Origin of the sequence: Rhizobium sp. BK491 (assembly GCF_014194925.1) — a bacterium.
In the GTDB taxonomy this organism is placed as follows: domain Bacteria; phylum Pseudomonadota; class Alphaproteobacteria; order Rhizobiales; family Rhizobiaceae; genus Rhizobium.
Genome location: NZ_JACIAR010000035.1, coordinates 1 through 2,108 on the forward strand (window position 1 = coordinate 1; position 2,108 = coordinate 2,108).

At 62.4% G+C, this 2,108-nt stretch carries 1 protein-coding gene; it reads left to right on the forward strand.

Annotated features, from left to right (window positions below; genetic code table 11):
• Positions 1 to 2,079 (forward strand): type I secretion system permease/ATPase (locus FHX05_RS30170; protein ID WP_183876544.1); only part of this gene is annotated, 2,079 nt, incomplete at its 5' end.
• Positions 2,080 to 2,108: the final 29 nt, after the last annotated feature.

Here is a 2,108-nt window from a genome sequence, read left to right on the forward strand (position 1 = left end):
TTCCGCATCGCCTCGAACCCGGATGTCCTGGCCCGCGATCTCGCTTTGTCGAAGCCGGCGGGGCGCAGTGACCTGCTGCGTGCGGCCAAGCTTGTCGGACTGAAGGCCAAGCATCTGGAGATCCAGTCGGATGCGCGGCTGGCGACCTTGCCGACACCGGCGGTCGCCTGCCTGACCGACGGCCGCTTTGCCGTCTTTGGGGGAGCTGGGGCCGATGGTTCCTGGCGCGTCATCGATCCCACGGATTTCTCCAGCCGCAATCTCGGCGCTCATGAGTTGCTTGCGGAAACGTCGGGGCATTTCATCCTGCTGCAGCGGCGATTGGCAGGTCCCGGGGCCTCGCGCGGCAATTTCGGCTTCCGCTGGTTCCTGCCGTCGATCTGGCGCTATCGCCATGCCTTCGCTCATGTGCTGCTTGCCTCGCTGATCGTCCAGATTTTTGCGCTGGTGACGCCGCTCTTCTTCCAGGTCGTCGTCGACAAGGTGTTGGCCCATCGCAGCTATTCGACGCTGATCGTGCTTGTCATCGGCCTCGCGGCCGTCGGCCTGTTCGATGTGGTCCTGCAGTATCTTCGCACCTATGCGCTGTCGCATACGACCAACCGCATCGATGTCGAGCTCGGACGGCGGCTGTTCCGGCATATGCTGAACCTGCCGCTTTCCTATTTCGAGACGCGGGCGACCGGCCAGACGATTGCCCGCGTGCGCGAGCTGGAGACGATCCGCAATTTTCTGACCGGGCAGGGGCTGTTCTCCGGTCTCGATCTCATCTTCACCATCGTCTTCATCTTCGTGCTGTTTTCCTATTCGTCGAAGCTCGCCTGGATCGTCGTCGCCTCGATCCCCTTCTATCTGGCGATCGGCTTTCTGGTCAGGCCGTTCCTGAAGGAGAAGATCGACGAGAAGTTCGAGCGCGGCGCCTATAGCCAGCAGCTCCTCGTCGAGACAGTCGTCGGCGTCCAGACCTTGAAGGCTTCGGCGGTCGAACCGGTAGTATCAGCGCAATGGGAAGAGCGGCTGGCAGGTTACGTGCAGTCGTCGTTTGGCACCACCATGCTGGCCGCCAAGGGCCAGAATGCCATCCAGTATGTCAACAAGATCACCTCGGCAGCACTGCTGCTCTTCGGCGCCCAGGCGGTCATCAATGGCGAACTGACGGTCGGTGCGCTCGTCGCCTTCAACATGATCGCCGGCCAGGTCTCGCAGCCGATCCTGCGCCTGTCCCAGCTCTGGCAGGATTTCCAACAGGTGCAGGTGTCGGTCGCCCGCCTTGCCGACATCCTCAACGCACCACCGGAGCCACGGCCGGAAGTCTCCGTCAGCCTGCCGAAGCCGAGAGGCGCCATCTCCTTCAGGCAAGTCAACTTCCGCTACACCGCCGATGGCCCGGAGGTGTTGCGGGATATCTCCTTCTCCGTCAGGCCTGGCGAAGTGATCGGCATCGTCGGTCCGTCCGGATCGGGCAAGTCGACGCTGACGAAGCTGGTGCAGCGCTTCTATATCCCAACGCGCGGTCAGGTCTTCGTCGACGGCCAGGATATAGCCCAGGTCGATCCCGCCTGGCTGCGCTCCAATATCGGTGTCGTCCTGCAGGAGAACATGCTGTTCAACCGGACGATCCACGACAATATCTGCCTGGTCAATCCGTCGATGTCGCGGGCGGCCGCCATGCAGATGGCGCGGCTTTCAGGCGCCGACGAGTTCATCGCCAAGCTGCCGAAAGGCTATGATACCCTGATCGAGGAACGCGGCGCCAACCTCTCCGGCGGCCAGAGGCAACGTCTGGCGATCGCCCGGGCGCTTGCCACCAATCCGCCAATGCTGATCCTCGATGAGGCCACCAGCGCGCTCGACTATGAGAGCGAGCGTATCATCCTTGGCAACATGCGCGAGATCGTCAAGGGCAGGACTGTTATCATTATCGCCCATCGCCTGGCGACAGTCCGCCATTGCGACCGCATCATCGGCATGAAGGACGGCCGCATCGTCGAAGAAGGCACGCATGACAGCCTGCTTGCCCGGACGAACGGGCTCTACGCCCATCTCTGGCAGTTGCAGACGGGGCTCAATCAGCCATGAACCCTGTCATCCGCCCTCCGAAACGACCG